Raw genomic sequence first — 16649 nt, 5'->3', positions numbered from 1 at the left:
ATTCGCTATCGCAAGTCGCCACTAGGATAACAAAGTCTACAACCTTCACCAACAGTAGCATGACTAACATAAAATGTTGAGCATATTTTCAAAAGCAATATATACACCTCCATCAGCTATCTCTATTTACATTGGTTTTCTATAAATTATTGGTGGATATAGAACCTGTTTCTGCTTGTCTTCAATATTGCCGTAATACTGGTCAAAATCCTGATAAACTAGGGTTAAATCTTTTTGTATTTGGGCAAAGCCAATGGCAGAGCGGGGCAGACGGATATGGGGATACCATTCTTCTGCCGTCTTTGTCAGCAAATTCTCCCCTCGGCTATAAGACTCTGCCTGCAGGGCTAACCAATTGGGGGATTTGTAATAAAGCTGTTGAGCAATGTAGCGAGGCAAATCCCTATCTAACGGGCAAGTAAGATGCGATAAAGCTTGCTTGGCAAATGGCAGACGCAAGATTTCCAATAAATTTCCCTCGCCAAATGGAAAAATCTTTGTCAGACAGTGGACCTTACCTCGTAAGTCTTCATGAATAAGGTAATGAAGACGCAATTCTTTTTTCTCGTTATCCAATTCCCAGAGATAAAAACCCATATTCATACTAAAAGAGAGAAATTGCTTGTGCAAATTGGTCAGTCGTTCCTTGAGCCACAAATCTTTACCAAGCAACCAGACAACCTGATAACCTGATTCACGATAGGCTTGTGTCCGCACTTGCAAACGAGAAATCGGTAGACTGGAACATTGGACTTCCAAGGCTAGACTATTTTTGACCAATAAATCAGCGACCTGGCCAATCTTTGGCAAGCATTTTTCAAGTTCAACTTGTTCATTTTTAGCCAACCAGTTATAGAGACTGGACTTAAGGGACAGGTGCTGGGCTGACTCATTCTCGGAAAAGTATGTGCAGTTCCGCAGGGTTACGTGGGCAAAGTGCGAACGCAGAACTTTTCCGGATTTGTATCGGACAGGACCTCCACAACCTGGACAGCAAAAGCGACCTTGCGGCGCAGGATTTTCCAAGACATTAAAAACTTGTCCATCTTCATCAAGTGCAACTAACATAAAACCTCCTTTCTATATTAGTTCGCAAAAAAACACCCAGCTGTGCTGAGTGTTTGAACTTTCTTACCCAATCTGACTGCCGTTTGGCACTGATGGGTCTACTGTTAAGAGTGTTAAATTGTCACCATGTTCGGCTGAGAGGATCATGCCCTGGCTGAGCAAGCCCATCATCTTACGTGGCTTGAGGTTAGCAACGATTTGGACTTTCTTGCCGACCAACTCCTGCTCATTTGGATAGTACTTGGCGATACCCGACAGGATTTGGCGGTCCTGACCGTCACCTGCGTCCAGACGGAACTTGAGCAGCTTGTCAGATCCCTCTACTTTGGCGACTTCCTTGACTTCAGCCACGCGGATTTCCACCTTGTCGAAGTCCTCGAACTTGATCGCGGCTTTCTCGTTTTTCAGCTCCACGTCAGCTGGGTTCCACTCTTTTTCTTCCTCTTGGGAAATAGCAGAGCTGCCACCCATTTGAGCTTGGATATAGGCGATTTCCTCTTCCATATCAAGTCGTGGGAAGATAGGCGTGCCTTTTGCGACCACTGTCAAACCAGCTGGAAGACCTGCAAAGTCAAGGTTTTCAAGGTCAAAACTTGTTCCCAAACCAAGCTGTTCCATAATAGCATTAGACGTCGTCATCATAAATGGTTGAATCAAATGAGCCACCACACGAAGACCTGCTGTCAAGTGGGCCATAACGGCTGCCAACTTGTCACGGTCAGCTTCTTCTTTTGCCAAGACCCACGGAGCTGTTTCATCGATGTACTTGTTGGTACGGGAGATGATGTTCCAGACCGCTTCCAAGGCACGTGGGTAGTCCACAGCGTCCATGTAGGTATGGTAGCTTACCAAGTTGTCAGCTACTACTGCCGCCAAGTCCGCATCAAAATCCGTCACGTTGGCAACAAAAGTTGGTACCTGACCGCCGAAGTACTTGTTAATCATCGCAACTGTACGGTTGAGCAAGTTTCCAAGGTCGTTGGCTAGTTCATAGTTGATACGGCCAACGTAGTCTTCTGGTGTAAAGGTACCGTCAGAGCCAACTGGCAGACTACGCATGAGGTAGTAACGGAGTGGATCCAGGCCGAAACGCTCGACCAACATTTCTGGATAGACCACATTGCCCTTAGACTTGGACATCTTGCCGTCTTTCATGACAAACCAGCCATGAGCAACCAAGCGGTCTGGCAACTTCATATCCAGCATCATGAGCATGATTGGCCAGTAAATCGAGTGGAAACGAAGAATGTCCTTCCCAACCATGTGGTAAACTGTTCCATTCCAGAACTTGTCATAGTTGGCTGTTTCTTCCTGACCATAACCCAAGGCAGTTGCGTAGTTGAGTAGGGCATCAATCCAGACATAGACAACGTGTTTAGGATTTGACGGAACAGGCACGCCCCAAGTAAATGATGTACGAGATACTGCCAAATCTTCCAAACCTGGCTCGATGAAGTTTTTCATAATTTCATTGAGGCGGCCGTCTGGCTGGATAAAGTCTGGATAAGCATTGAAAAACTCGACCAATTTATACTGATACTTGCTGAGGCGGAGGAAGTAAGACTCTTCTGATACCCAGGCAACCTCGTGACCGCTCGGAGCGATACCACCTGTTACCTTACCGTTTTCATCTCGGAAGACCTCTGCCAATTGGCTCTCGGTGAAGAATTCCTCGTCCGATACGGAGTACCATCCAGAATACTCTCCCAAGTAAATGTCGTCCTGCGCCAGCAATTTTTCAAAAACAGCCGCCACCACTTCCTCGTGGTAATCATCAGTCGTGCGGATGAACTTGTCGTAAGAGATGTCTAGCAAGCTCCAGAGCTCCTTGACGCCAACCGCCATACCGTCAACGTAGGCTTGCGGTGTTAGACCAGCCTCTTTTGCCTTCTCCTCAATCTTCTGTCCGTGCTCATCAAGCCCTGTCAGATAGTAGACATCATGTCCCATAAGGCGTTTGTAACGAGCCAGTACATCACAGGCAATGGTCGTGTAGGCTGAACCGATATGAAGTTTTCCAGACGGATAATAAATCGGTGTGGTGATATAAAACGGTGTTTTTGTCATGCTTTTTTCCTTTCAAATTCAGAGCAAATGAAACCCTGTTATTGACAACATCCTATTTTATCATATTTTCAGCTAAATCACAAAATGGTTCTAACTACAATTCTTCCTCTATCTATGCTATACTATGATACAACTCAAACAGAAAGAGGTCATCTATGTTTACAAAGAAAAATATTCTTACTCATCTCTTTTTCCTCATCATAGCAGTCGGACTAAAACGGTACGGTGTCACGGCACCTGACTTGACATGGAATATGTTCTTGGCATTGGTAGCACTTGATTTTGCAATCCTTACCAATCATACAAAGTCCCATATCCTCAAAGTGATAGCAGGTCTCCTCTGGCTCTTTTTCTACCCCAATACTTTTTACATGGTGACAGACATCGTCCATATGCACTTTGCCAACACAGTACTATGGCAACGAGAAAGCATGATTCTATTTATGCTTTACGTCCCAAGTATTTTCTTTGGGGTCATGGCTGGCGTTGAAAGTGTACGACTTATTTTCTCTGCTTTTTCTATCAAATCCTACTGGCTAAAACTGTCTATGATTAGTGGTCTTTCCCTACTATCCAGCTTTGCCATTCATATCGGACGATATGCAAGACTGAATTCATGGGACATCTTTACCAGACCAACTGTCGTTATTGATGAAATGCTTGCTGTTATTTCGTGGGATGCCCTCCCCTTTATCCTCGGCTTCACCTTTATCCAAATTATGGTTCTTGTCTTTTCAATAAATGAATAAGATTTTTATCTCATAGCCATTATCTTCAAGCATCTTCCCACACTCAAGGACTATCGTTCCTTTTGGGAAGATTTTTCAAGGACATAAACAAACTTTTTTGATAAATTTATATCTTCTCCGTTTCTCTCCATTACATTTTTATCCAAAGTGTATGAGGCAAAAATCGTTAACCTATTGTAAGCAAAATTTCTTAAATTTCCTTTATATAAAATATTCAGAATTTACTGTAAACTTTACATAAAATCATGGATATTAATTTTAAATTCTTAAAAATAATGGTATAATTGAGGAATCTATAAATGAAAGAGGGAGATCTATTGTTTACACCAATCAGCGAAAAAATTGACATCAATCAAGTCCGAGAGCATTCTAAACTTTCTCCTGAAACACTTGCTAAAAAACAAGCTCGTGACCGTGAACTTGAAGCCATCTTAAAAGGAGAAGATGATCGTCTTCTCCTAGTGATTGGACCATGTTCATCTGACAATGAAGAGGCTGTCTTAGATTATGCTCACCGCTTGGCCAAGCTCCAAGAAGAAGTCAAAGATAAAATTTTCATGGTCATGCGCGTCTATACTGCCAAGCCACGTACCAATGGTGATGGTTATAAAGGACTCATACACCAACCAGATACAGATGCTGCACCAAGCCTCATCAACGGAATCAAAGCAGTTCGTAACCTCCACTATCGTGTCATTACGGAAACAGGTTTAACTACTGCTGACGAGATGCTCTATCCTGAAAATCTGCCTTTGGTTGATGACTTGGTTTCCTACATCGCTATCGGAGCTCGTTCGGTTGAAAATCAGCAGCACCGCTTTGTAGCATCAGGCATCAATGTTCCAACAGGCTTGAAAAATCCAACATCTGGTAACCTCAAAGTCATGTTCAACGGTCTTTTTGCTGCTCAGAAGAAGCAATCCTTCCTCTTCAACAATACTGAAGTTGAAACATCTGGCAATCCACTTGCTCACGTTATCCTTCGTGGCGCAGTCAATGAAAATGGTAAATACCTACCAAACTATTACTATGACAATCTTCTAGAAACCATTGAGCTCTATGACCAATTTGGCTTGAAAAATCCATTTATTATTATCGATACCAACCATGACAATTCTGGGAAAAATTATTTGGAACAAATCCGTATCGTCCGTCAAACCTTAATCAACCGTGACTGGAACGAATCCATTCGTAACTACGTTCGCGGCTTCATGATTGAATCCTACATTGAAGATGGTCGCCAAGACAATCCAGATGTCTATGGAAAATCCATCACAGACCCTTGCTTAGGCTGGGAAAAAACACAAGAACTCATCCGAGAAATTTACAACAGATAGGAAAATACTATGGGAATCCACAAACGTAGCACCAGTTTAGACATTGATAAAGTAAAGGAACTTTCCAAGCTAGAAGGAGAATTTCTAGTTGCAAAAAATCAGCGCGATGAAGAACTGAAAAGAATTATCCGAGGTGAAGATGACCGTCTGCTCTTGGTTATCGGCCCTTGCTCATCAGATAATGAAGAGGCCGTTCTAGAGTATGCACGTCGTCTCTCTAAGCTTCAAGAGGAAGTCAAAGATAAAATCTTCATGGTCATGCGGGTTTACACAGCTAAACCACGTACCAATGGGGAAGGCTATAAAGGACTGGTTCATCAGCCAGATACTTCTAAATTACCAGCCCTCATTAACGGAATTGCAGCCGTTCGTAATTTGCATTACCGTGTCATTACTGAGACCGGACTCACAACTGCTGATGAAATGCTCTACTCTGCCAACTACCCTCTTGTGGAAGACTTGGTGTCCTACCATGCTATCGGAGCACGTTCGGTTGAAGACCAAGAACACAGATTTGTTGCATCAGGTGTCGATATGCCAACTGGTATGAAAAACCCAACTTCTGGTAATTTGACCGTTATGTTCAATGGTATCTACGCCGCACAAAACAAACAGAACTTTATTTACCGCGACGCAGAAGTTGATACAGATGGCAACCCTCTAGCTCATGCTATCCTTCGTGGTGCCAATACTGAAAAGGGCGGTTATGAGCCAAACTACTACTACGATATTCTCTTGAAAACCATCAAACAGTATGAACAATTTGGTCTTAAAAATCCATTTATCGTAATTGATACCAACCACGACAATTCTGGTAAAAATTACCTGGAACAAATCCGTATCGTCCGTCAAACCCTCATCAACCGTGATTGGAATGAAGCTATTCGCAAATATGTTCGTGGTTTCATGATTGAATCCTACTTGGAAGACGGCCGTCAAGATAGCCCTGAGGTGTTCGGCAAATCCATTACCGATCCTTGCTTAGGTTGGGAAAAAACGGAAGCTCTAATTCGTGAAATTCATCAAACTGTCTAATTCTTTCCTTAATTTTTTATAGGATAAATAATTTGGAGGTAAGCTATGAACATTGATGGTTACACTCGTCTTGCTGCCGTTGTTGCAAAGCCAATCAAACACTCCATTTCCCCCTTCATTCATAATCTGGCTTTTAAGGAAACAGGTGTAAACGGTGTCTATGTCGCTTTGGAAATTCCAGAAGAGGATTTGGCTGCTACTCTTGAAAATATCAAACGCTACGATATGTTTGGCATCAATCTTTCCATGCCCTATAAACAAGCTGTCATTCCTTATCTAGATGATTTAACAGCCTCTGCACGCCTGATTGGCGCTGTCAATACTGTCATTCATCGGAATGGCTTACTAATCGGTCACAATACCGATGGCATTGGATTCTTCAAAAGTTTAGAAAAACTAAGAGGATTCCAAGTACGCAACAAGCGACTGACCATTCTAGGTGGTGGTGGTGCTTCTACTGCTATCATAGCTCAGGCTGCATTGGATGGTGCAAAGGAAATTACCATTTTCTGCCGTCAACAAAGCTTGGAAAGAACACAGGTAAGTCTAACACCTATTGCTCAAGCAACTGGAGTTCCCATGAAGGTTCTAGCGCTTGAAGATAGCCAATTACTACAGGAACATATTACCAACTCCGACTTACTAGTCAACGGAACCAGTGTAGGCATGGATGGGTATTCTCAACCTGTTCCTTCTACCATTCGCTTTCCTGAAAATCTTTTGGTTGCAGATGTGATCTATCAACCATTCGAAACACCTTTAATGAAGCATGCCCAGTCACAAGGCAATCCAACTATCAATGGTTTGGGCATGCTCCTTTTCCAAGCGGCTGAAGCATTCCACGCCTGGACTGGTAAGGAAATGCCGACTGACTTGATTTGGGACCAATTAGTCCAGAAATACGATATCAAATAGAGAGGAAATCAGATGAAACTGACCGTCAATCTTCCCAACACTCCCTACGACATCCTTATCCAAAGAGGAAGTTTAGCACAGACAGGTACATGGGTCAAAGAACTTTGGAAACCTCAGAAAATCGCCATTATTACAGATGACCATGTTGGCTCACTCTACCGTGAAACAGTTCAGTCAAGCTTAGAACAAGCTGGTTTTGAAACCATTGTCTTTGAATTTCCAGAAGGTGAAGCCTCAAAAAATCTTGATACCGTCAATCAGGCCTACGAATTTCTCGTAAAAAATGGTATGACACGAAGTGATGGAATCATTGCTCTCGGCGGGGGAGTCGTTGGTGATTTGGCAGGTTTTGTCGCTTCTACCTATATGCGTGGTATCCATTTCCTACAAATCCCAACCAGCCTAACTGCCCAAGTTGATTCTTCTATCGGGGGAAAAACTGGCGTGAACACCCCATTTGCCAAAAATATGGTGGGGACCTTCTGCCAACCAGACGGCGTTCTCATCGACCCTGATACCCTAAAAACACTCGGCAAACGAGAATTGATTGAAGGAATGGGCGAGGTTGTCAAATATGGCTTAATAGATGATGTGGATCTCTGGGAAACCCTAGACCAATTAGACGGCTCTGTCGAGAGCATTCTGGAGCATGCTGACTATATCATCTACCACTCCTGTGAAGTCAAACGCAAGGTTGTTGTCGAAGATGAATTAGACAACGGTGTCAGACTCTACCTCAACTTCGGTCACACGATTGGACATGCTATTGAAGCGACCGCTGGCTACGGTCAGGTCATGCACGGTGAAGCTGTTGCCATCGGTATGGTACAAATCTCATGCGCAGCTGAGAAAAAAGGACTGATGCCAGCTGATATGACAGAAAAGATTATCGCCATGTGTGAAAAATTCGGCTTGCCGACTACATACCAGCCTTGGAATGTAGATGAATTATACGCCGCCCTAACTCACGATAAAAAAGCACGTGGCAAGACCATCAAACTCGTCATCGTCCCTCAATTGGGACAGGCTGCCATCCATCAAATTCCAATGGTAGAAATGCTAGAATTTCTACAAGTATAGTCTTTTAGTTTACTTTTAGTACTCGCTCTAACTATCTGGTAGATAGTTGGAAGTTGGAAATAAGGAAACGGAGTTTCCTCTTACGTCGAAGTAATAAAGGTCAACTAAATGACGATATAAGAAAAATGACTACTGATTCAAAATCATCAGTAGTCTTATTTTTTTATAAAATCATCTCATCGTCAGTTAGCTTTTCACCACTGTTTTTGTAGAAAAGGTCCATCAAGTTTTGAACGGTCAAGTTCTTCTTCTCTTCTCCTTCTACATCGACAACAATCTGACCACGGTGCAACATGACCAAACGATTACCATATTCAATGGCGTTTTCCATATTATGCGTAATCATCAGAGCTGTCAACTGGTGACTCTCGACAATCTTCTTAGTCAATTCCATGACCATATCGCTAGTTTTTGGATCAAGGGCCGCAGTGTGTTCGTCCAAGAGCAGAACCTTTGGTTTCACCAGTGAAGCCATCATCAAGGTCAGAGCCTGACGTTGACCACCTGAAAGAAATTGCGTATCAACCTTCATACGGTTTTCCAAACCCAAACCGAGTTCTTTCAAGGCTTCCTTAAAAATCGCGCGTTCACTATCCTTAACACCCCAGCCAAGACCACGTGACAATCCACGACGATAGGCAATAGCCATGTTTTCTTCAATGGTCAAGCGAGAAGCTGTTCCCATCTTAGGATCTTGGAAGACACGGCTAATGTCCTTAGAACGTTTGGCAGCTGAGACATGCTTAATGGATTTACCTTCAAGCAAAATATCGCCCGAATCAACCGTCAAGGCACCTGCAAGTGAGTTCATGAAAGTTGATTTACCAGCACCATTACCACCGATAATGGAAATAAAATCACCCTCTTTTACATCTAAGTTCAACCCACGAAGGACATGGTTCTCATTAACTGTTCCAGCTTCGAAGGTTTTATGAATATTTTGGATTGATAAAATTGTAGACATGACTTCCTCCTAAGCATTTCCATTCAATTTTGGACGACGAATATTCAATTTCTTCTGCAATTCTGGCACATAGAGAACGGTTGCCAGAAGGATAGCTGAGAAGAGTTTAACAAGGTCTGCATCCATACCTGGAATTTCCAAAATCGCTAAGATAATCAAACGGTAAACAACTGCGCCGAGAACAACCGATAGGAGTCTCCAACCCAGGCGTAAGTTACGCAAGATAACTTCTGCAATAATGACAGATGCTAGACCGATAACAATGGTACCAGTACCTGAATTGAGATCTGCATAGCCATTATTCTGAGTAAGAAGAGCACCACAAAGGGCAATTAGACCATTCGACAACATATAGCCGTAGATTTTCATATTGTCTACATTGATACCATTGGCCTCACTCATTGGAATGTTATCCCCTGTTGAACGAATAGCTAGACCAATTTGTGTATTGAGCAAGAGCGTCAATAGGCCTACAACTGCTAGTACAAAGACCAGACCAATCACCAAAACAGCATTTGTTTTTGTCAAACCGAAATCCTGCAATTTGGTCACCAGTGTTTCTTGTTTGAGCAGGGCTACGTTGGCCTTACCCAAAATTTTCAAGTTGATGGAGTAGAGTCCTGTCAAGGTTACAATACCAGTCAAAAGGGCTGGAATTTTTAGTTTTGTATGAAGTAAACCAGAAATCAATCCTGCACCCATACCAGCTACCATAGCCATAAAGGTTGCCAGCAAGGGATTCACTCCGTTCACAATCCCTGTCGCACAAACAGCAGCTCCAAGCGGATAAGACCCCTCAGCTGTCATATCAGCAATATCTAAAATACGAAACGTCAAGTAAACACCAATCGCCATAACTGACCAAAGCAAGCCTTGCGAGATACTTGATAAAATAATATCCACGATTTTCTCCTTTTTCTAAATTCGTAGTCAATACTAGGTTCTATACTTACCGATCTTATTCAGATACAGCAAGCTTAGAAGTATCGATACCTAATTTCTGAGCCATTTCTTCATTAACGTGAAGACTGACGGTCTCTGGGTATTCTACCGCTGTTTCTGACACATTGGCTCCTTCGATAATCTTAATAGCCATTTTTGCAGTTTGACGACCTAAAGCTTCATAGTTGGTACCGTAAGTCAAAAGACCTCCTTCATCCACCATGTCCGTTGAACCACCGATTACTGGAACCTTATGCTCCACAGATAATTCACCGATCATGGTCATGGTTGAAGCGACAGTATTGTCTGTTGGAATAAAGAGAGCATCTACATCCTTCATCAAACTTGTTGTCGCATCTTGTACTTCATTAGTCGAAGTGATTCCTTTTACCACTACCTTATAACCTGCTTTTTCTAGCAATTCCTTAGCTTGCTCTACCTGGACTTCTGAATTACGTTCGCTAGTAGTGTACAAAATACCAACTGTCTTAGCATCAGGAACAGCTTGTCCTAGCAATTCAACCTGTTTGTCAATTGAAGCTTGATCAGAAGTACCTGTCAAAAGTCCACCTGGTTTTTCAATGGATTCTACCAAGTCAGCTGACAAGGGATCTGTAACCGCAGTAAAGACAATCGGCGTTTCAGTAGATACAGTCGCTAAACTCTGGGCAGACGGCGTAGCGATTGCTAAGACAATATCGTTTCCATCGATTAATTGTTCTGAAATGGTTTGAAGGTTAGCTTGATCGCCTTGGGCATTTTGATAATCCAAAACCAATTTTTCACCCTCTTTATAGCCATTTGCTTCTAATTCCGCCACAAAACCCTCACGGGCAGCTGTCAATGATTCATGCTCCATATATTGGAGAACTCCAACTTTGACCACATCTGAGGAAGCTTGTTCTGATGATGAGGAACAAGCTGCAAGTGTTAGCAAACCCATACTTGCTACTGAAATAGTTGCCAATTTTTTTACTAGCTTATAATACATAAACGTTTCTTCTCCTAAATATTTTACTCTTCTAATGCTTTTATAGTCGCTGCATCAATACCAACAGCTTTAGCCATTTCTTCATTGACGGTAATAGCCGCTGTATTTGGTTTTTCAACTGCTAAGTCAGCTGGCTTTTCACCCTTCAAAATCTTCACAGCCAATTCACCAGCTTGAACACCGATAGCATGGTAGTCGACACCGTAGGTAAATAGAGCTGCGTCAATAACTGCTGCGTCACTTCCCATAGCTGGAACTTTTGCTTCTTTTAAAATATCACCGATTGTTGAAGCTGTAGAGGCAACTGTGTTATCAGTTGGAAGATAGATAGCATCGACTTTTCCTGCAAGTGAAGTAATAGCTTGCTGAACATCGTTTGTCGTCGTAACTGTTGTCACTTCTACCTTTACACCTTTTGCTTCGAGTGCTTTTTTAGCCTGCTCAGCTTGAACTTCTGAGTTTACCTCGCTAGAATTGTAGAAAATACCGACAGTCTTCGCAGTTGGTACAACTTTGAGCAACATCTCAATTTGACCTTCCACATCAGTTGCATCAGTCGATCCTGTCATGGTCCCGCCTGGTTTTTCCAATGATTCAACCAAACCTGCTTCAACTGGATCTGTGACAGCTGTGAATACACTTGATGTTTCACTATCTGCATTAAGCATGGCTTGGGCTGCCGGTGTTGCGATGGCAAAGTTAAGATCATTTTTCCCTGCCAATTTCTCAACCATTGTCTGTAAGTTTGCTTGATCACCTTGGGCATTTTGCAAATCAATCGTCAGATTTTCACCTTCCTTGTAGCCTGCTTCTTCGAGTGCCTCTACAAAACCTTCACGAGCTGAGGTCAATGCTTCATGTTCAGCATATTGAATAATACCAACATTGACTGAACTTGAATCTGACGAATTGGAACTGCATGCAGCAAGCGTTACTGCTGACAAAAGTGCTACTGAACTAAGTATAATTTTTTTAAATCCCATGATTATTCTCCTTTTATAAATATAATAGCAAACAAGAAAGGACCGCTTAGACTACACTCTAAACGGTCCTTATATTTCATCTGTATAGGAAAACAGAATGAATTATCCGTGCCATCTAGATGTATCATCTATGGGCACATGTCAAAATAGCTACAGCCACATAGATACAAACTTTACGTTCCCGTGTTTGCATCCATGTTTACCATGTCTACAAACACTATCTAAAATAGCCGTAGAAATAAGTATGATTAGCTGAATGATTTTGACACATTTGTAACATCTCTGTTTCCCTTTCTCAATTATTTGTAACTATCATAACTGTTTTCAAATTATTTGTCAATAGGAAATTGCGTAAATTTTCAGATTTTTCAAGTTTTTTCGAATTTTTCTAAAAATAACCCCCTATATTATTAGCTATAAAACGATCTGTCAACAGCCGCAGCTATAACTCAATGCTTTCTTGTTTCTGGGATTGCTTGCACAATAAATGGACTGTTCAAGGCGGGAGATATAAGAGCGGATTGCAAAATCAGGTCAACAACGACTGATTTTGATTTTCGAAGAGTATAAGTGACTATATTTGATGTCACAAAAAAGTCTGAACCTAAGCCCAGACCCTACTAAAACAATTATTTTACTTCAACTTTTTCAGTCCAAGGACATGCTGTAGTTGCTAGAACCTCGTTGAGTTCTTCTACGTTGCGGCGGCCTTGATCTGCCAACCAAGCTTTGGCTGCTTCTTCACCCTCGCTTGCAAATATGGCTACTGCATCCTTCCAAGTCGCCCGACCACAAAGAACACCATTAAAGCTTGAACCTGCTTCTTTAGCAAAGACAAGTGTTTCTTGGAAGAGTTTGGCAGATACACCTGCACTCAAATAGATGAATGGCAAGTGAGTACTGTCTGTTTGTTCCTTGAAGAAGGCCTTGGCTTCCTCAACTGTGTAGACTGGCTCTTCATCTGTGTAGCCTTCTACAAAGTTCATATTGACAGGCACTTCAACCTTGAGCACGTCGGCATTATAACGTGACTTGCTAAATTCACGCATGGCACCATTGACCTTGTGTGGTTTGAGGGCTGCGTATTCACGAGAAGTCACATCCATATTGCTGGCATCGTAAGTCAAGATTTCGACGAAGTAAGGAATATCTTCTGCGATACACTCACCACCAATACGTTCTACCCAGGCATGCTTAATGTCGTTGATTTCTGGCTTGTCATCTACATCATAGTAAAGCAAGATTTTTACGGCATCTGCACCCAATTCCTTGATGCGTTTGGCTGACCAATTTGGCAAAAGGTCTGGCAAACGACCTGGTGTGGACGCATCGTAACCTGTTTTTTCATAAGCTGCAATGAAGCCACAATCTGCATGACGCAATTCTGAAGCTGGAACACCATACTCAGCATCCAAGAGGATAGAGCTTGCATAAGGGGTCAAATCACTTGAGATGACTTTCTTGAAGTCAATCAAAATGTCATCTCCAAATTCGCCACCGCCTGCTGCAGCAGCAAGCAAGCGTTTCAAAGCCCCCCGTTGGTCAATCGCCAAGGCAGCAATCACCTGATTGCTGTTTGACAAGCGGGTCATGTGATTGAATTTAGCCTGAGAAAGTTGTAATTTTGTCATTAGTTTCCTCCTAAGGAATTTTATTAACCAAATCGTTTCACGCCATCTAGATAGGTCGCTTGTAAGCGTCCTGCATCATCTACGACGATAAAGTCTGCAGCTCGGCCTTCTGCAATCCGACCACAAATATTGTCAATATTGACAGAGCGAGCTGGTGCCAGAGAGGCCATACGAAGGGCATCAGGTAGGGACACCAAGCCCCATTTCACAACGTTCTGCACTGCTTCGATCAATTCTAAGATAGAACCTGCCAAACTACCACTTTCTTTTAAACGAGCAGTTCCATCTTTTACAACAACTTCAAATTCACCGAGGCGGGACTCCCCTTCACCCATACCGCCAGCTCGCATACAGTCCGTAATCAAAACAGTTTCCTCTGCTCCACGTGCTTTGACCACGATTTCTGCCGCAACTGGATGAACATGGTGTCCATCACAAATCATTTCCGCATAGACATTTTTTAAATTCAAAGCAGCTCCGACCATACCTGGTTCACGGTGATGAAGCCCACTCATCCCATTGTACACATGGACGAAGATATTGGCACCAGCTTCTACTGCCGCTTCCGCTTGTGCATAGGTCGCATCGCTGTGAGCCAAGGCAGTATGAATTGCCTTGCTGTTAGCAAACTCGATGAATTCTTTGACACCTTCACGTTCTGGAGCAATAGCAATTTTATTGACTAAACCTTTCGATAAGCTGTGCCAGTTGTCCAACTTTTCAATGGATGGATCGCTCATGTACTTAGGATTTTGTGCTCCCTTGTATTTTTCTGTAAAGAAGGGACCTTCTAAGAAAATACCTTGAATCTTGGCGCCTGTTTCCTGCCCTGCATAAGTCCCAATCGTTTCACAAACTGCATCTAAATTTTCAGTCGTATCTGTTAAGGTCGTTGGAAGCCAAGAGGTTACCCCACAAGACAAGAGGCCTTCTGAAATTACCTTGATCCCTTCAAAATCATTGTCCATAACATCGTGAGAAGCGTAGCCGTGGATATGTGTATCAACTAGCCCTGGTGCTAAATGAAAGTCCGAATAATCAACAATTTCCCCTTCAGGCTTTTCAGTCACAATCCGTCCAAATTGACCCTTGTCAGTAATTTCCAAATAGGCTGATTCGACCTCACTCTCTGGTAAAATAATAGATTTTGCTTTTATAAATACTGTCATACTATCTCCTTTATTGATATATATACTCATCGAACTGGTTATAACCATATACTAAATATATTGTAGAACTTCTATTAGAAAATGTCAAGTAATTACCATAACTTTATAAGAAATGGATGCTGTGAGAAGGTAGAAAAAAAGTTCTTACTCCCCAAAGTACCGTTTCTGAATCTGTACTTGGAGATAAGAACTCTACGTAAGCAGTATATACTAGGCGTCAATCCATGACCTAACACCCTGCTCCTATCAAATATAAATATATTACAACAATTCGTTGAGAGGCTTGAAGATGATACGTTCCAAATCAGCTACATAAGTTCCCAATTGTTGTTGCTTGCTGAAATATTCCGTCAAAAGTGGATTTCCCTGAACTTTCTTGTTGAAATCCAACATTTTCTTTTGGTCAGCTTCAGTAGGAATTTCACCAGCCTGCAATTTAGATTGGATTTCTTTTTGGAAAGAAATATAACTTTCCAATATTTCTTTGGCTTCTGAATCCCCCTCAACTGAGACCTTAACGGCTTCCACCGCCTTATATTCAGGCAGGTTACGGATTGCACGTTCCAATTCATTTGCTATATCATAGATATTTGTTGACATAATTTTCTCCTAATCTAAATGAATTTTGTAAGTCGTCTGCTCTCTTAAACGTTTCGCAGCGTCTTCCAAATTTCCCTTATTTTTAAACGTAATTTGTAAAATACCGTGTATATCTTCACGGTTCTCTTCATTGATACGAATATTGACAATGGAAATACCCCGTAAGACTTCCAAAACCTTCAAAATCGTATCTTCCTCATCAGGAACACTAAGGAATAAATCGTAGAAAGAATCAACACCTGCACGCTTGTGAATTTCCATGGCTTTACGAGTTTGACGCCCCTTATCAAAAAAGTCCCAAATTGCTTTTTGATCGCCAGATCTGAGCACATCTGAAATTTCTGAAAGACGTTCTTGAAATTCCTCGATTCGATTTAGAATAGAATCTGCATTGGTCAGCAAAATGCTAGTCCACATGCTCGGCTCACTTTCCGCAATCCGTGTCATGTCTCTAAATCCTCCAGCTGCAAAATTATTCGTAAAGGGATGTTCTTGCGCAAACTCTCCAGCTTGATGCATCAAACTAGAAGCCAATACGTGGGGAAAATGTGAAATTTGACTGGTCACACGGTCATGTTCTGCTGCATCAATCTGAACAAAACGTGCCCCCGTTCCAGATAACAAATCTGTCAATCGGGGAACCGCATCCTGCTTGGTAGCCTGACACGGTGTCATAATGTAGTAAGCATTCTCAAATAGATAGAGATCTGCTGCACTGGCACCAGATTTATGACTACCTGCCATAGGGTGTCCACCGATAAAATTAATTTGTCTTGGCGCCAAATGTTCCTCTGCAGCAACCACAATTGCAGACTTCGTTGAACCTGCATCTGTAATCAAGACCGTATCCTTCAATTCAAGGGCGCTAAATTCTTCAATCAAGCGCAAAGAAACTTGAATTGGAACACAAAGAAGAATCACATCAGCCTGCTTTGCTACACCCTCCAATTCCGTTGACACCTCATCAACCATCCCCTTGCCCAAGGCAATTTGGCATGATTGTTCGTTAGGATCAAAGCCAATGAGGTGATAGTCAGGATGGTCTTTACGGATACAGAGCGCAAGTGAACTTCCAATCAACCCTAGACCTACAATTAAAATCGTTTTTTTCATTAATT

15 protein-coding genes are annotated in these 16649 nt (G+C 42.2%); 5 read left to right on the top strand and 10 right to left on the bottom strand.

Annotated features, from left to right (window positions below):
* Positions 1–126: 126 nt before the first annotated feature.
* Positions 127–1068, bottom strand: a complete 942-nt coding sequence (locus ODU34_RS03005) for a competence protein CoiA (protein WP_398578319.1) — start codon at positions 1066–1068, stop codon at positions 127–129.
* A 63-nt stretch (positions 1069–1131) separates the two neighbouring features.
* Entirely contained in the window at positions 1132–3135 is a 2004-nt protein-coding gene (metG, locus tag ODU34_RS03000; RefSeq protein ID WP_398578318.1) for a methionine--tRNA ligase, read from the bottom strand.
* Between the two features lie 155 nt (positions 3136–3290).
* Here metG and ODU34_RS02995 point away from each other — a divergent pair, with 155 nt between their 5' ends.
* The 5 genes from ODU34_RS02995 to aroB all read left to right on the top strand — a co-directional run bounded on the left by ODU34_RS02995 (position 3291) and on the right by aroB (position 8251).
* Complete coding sequence (locus tag ODU34_RS02995; protein WP_024400034.1) at positions 3291–3884, top strand: DUF1361 domain-containing protein; 594 nt, start codon at positions 3291–3293, stop codon at positions 3882–3884.
* A gap of 299 nt (positions 3885–4183) precedes the next feature.
* Entirely contained in the window at positions 4184–5221 is a 1038-nt protein-coding gene (locus ODU34_RS02990; protein WP_105121702.1) for a 3-deoxy-7-phosphoheptulonate synthase, read from the top strand.
* Positions 5222–5230: 9 nt separating this feature from the next.
* The gene (locus ODU34_RS02985) at positions 5231–6256 is read left to right on the top strand and encodes a 3-deoxy-7-phosphoheptulonate synthase (protein ID WP_398578317.1); all 1026 of its coding nucleotides are present in this window, start codon (positions 5231–5233) and stop codon (positions 6254–6256) included.
* Positions 6257–6301: 45 nt separating this feature from the next.
* Positions 6302–7171: a shikimate dehydrogenase gene (locus tag ODU34_RS02980; protein ID WP_398578316.1), complete on the top strand. Its 870-nt coding sequence runs from the start codon at positions 6302–6304 to the stop codon at positions 7169–7171.
* A gap of 12 nt (positions 7172–7183) precedes the next feature.
* Complete coding sequence (aroB, locus tag ODU34_RS02975; RefSeq protein ID WP_398578315.1) at positions 7184–8251, top strand: 3-dehydroquinate synthase; 1068 nt, start codon at positions 7184–7186, stop codon at positions 8249–8251.
* Between the two features lie 163 nt (positions 8252–8414).
* On the opposite strand, the gene ODU34_RS02970 is transcribed toward aroB, so the two are convergent.
* The 8 genes from ODU34_RS02970 to ODU34_RS02935 form a co-directional block, all read right to left on the bottom strand.
* On the bottom strand, positions 8415–9215 hold the full coding sequence (locus ODU34_RS02970) for an ABC transporter ATP-binding protein (RefSeq protein ID WP_002940641.1): 801 nt from the start codon (positions 9213–9215) through the stop codon (positions 8415–8417).
* 9 nt (positions 9216–9224) lie between these two features.
* Complete coding sequence (locus ODU34_RS02965) at positions 9225–10118, bottom strand: ABC transporter permease (protein ID WP_136671372.1); 894 nt, start codon at positions 10116–10118, stop codon at positions 9225–9227.
* 55 nt (positions 10119–10173) lie between these two features.
* Entirely contained in the window at positions 10174–11148 is a 975-nt protein-coding gene (locus tag ODU34_RS02960; RefSeq protein WP_029752587.1) for an ABC transporter substrate-binding protein, read from the bottom strand.
* Between the two features lie 23 nt (positions 11149–11171).
* The gene (locus ODU34_RS02955; protein ID WP_024400040.1) at positions 11172–12131 is read right to left on the bottom strand and encodes an ABC transporter substrate-binding protein; all 960 of its coding nucleotides are present in this window, start codon (positions 12129–12131) and stop codon (positions 11172–11174) included.
* A 629-nt stretch (positions 12132–12760) separates the two neighbouring features.
* On the bottom strand, positions 12761–13762 hold the full coding sequence (lacD, locus tag ODU34_RS02950; protein ID WP_398578314.1) for a tagatose-bisphosphate aldolase: 1002 nt from the start codon (positions 13760–13762) through the stop codon (positions 12761–12763).
* Between the two features lie 23 nt (positions 13763–13785).
* A complete protein-coding gene (gene nagA, locus ODU34_RS02945) occupies positions 13786–14931 on the bottom strand; it encodes an N-acetylglucosamine-6-phosphate deacetylase (RefSeq protein ID WP_398578313.1) in 1146 nt (381 codons plus the stop codon).
* Between the two features lie 261 nt (positions 14932–15192).
* Positions 15193–15531 carry a YlbF/YmcA family competence regulator gene (locus tag ODU34_RS02940; RefSeq protein WP_024401417.1) on the bottom strand — a complete coding sequence of 113 codons (339 nt, stop codon included), beginning with the start codon at positions 15529–15531 and terminating at the stop codon, positions 15193–15195.
* Positions 15532–15540: 9 nt separating this feature from the next.
* On the bottom strand, positions 15541–16644 hold the full coding sequence (locus ODU34_RS02935; protein WP_024407372.1) for a prephenate dehydrogenase: 1104 nt from the start codon (positions 16642–16644) through the stop codon (positions 15541–15543).
* Positions 16645–16649 lie beyond the last annotated feature (5 nt).

The organism is Streptococcus sp. 2018WUSS126 (assembly GCF_044427425.1).
Taxonomy (GTDB): Bacteria; Bacillota; Bacilli; order Lactobacillales; family Streptococcaceae; genus Streptococcus; species Streptococcus hashimotonensis.
This window is presented reverse-complemented; position numbering and strand designations above follow the sequence as displayed.